The organism is Peribacillus sp. SIMBA_075 (genome assembly GCF_046534585.1).
The window spans coordinates 1-312 of record NZ_JAWRYN010000329.1; the positions used below are offsets into that span (position 1 = coordinate 1).

Annotated in this window: 1 protein-coding gene; it reads right to left on the bottom strand. The window is 63.8% G+C overall.

Annotated elements, in window-relative coordinates; all coding sequences use genetic code 11:
- Positions 1-312, bottom strand: a 312-nt coding sequence (locus SB775_RS28445; RefSeq protein ID WP_410864528.1) for a hypothetical protein, incomplete at both ends; no start/stop codon positions are given.

A 312-nucleotide genomic window follows, 5' to 3' on the forward strand; every position in this document is an offset into this window, starting at 1 on the left:
GGCTGCCTACGTTTCCAGCCCGTCAGCTCCTCGCCTTCGATGGTCTTACCCTGCATCGCGTCCACGATGGCGGACACCTCGGCTTGGTCAATTCCCAGGCCGGCCGCAACGTCCTCGGAATCCCAACCGACCAGCGATCCGCGTGGATTTGCCTGCGATGCGCACTCGAGCATCGCAGCCCAAACGGACAGCACGTGACCGACCGTGACATTGCGTGACATTGAGGACGAGGCGCGCGCAGCGACCACACGCCACTTCGGATCGTTGACGGTCCCGTGGTGCCAGCGGAACCAATGCTCTGCAGCCATCAGG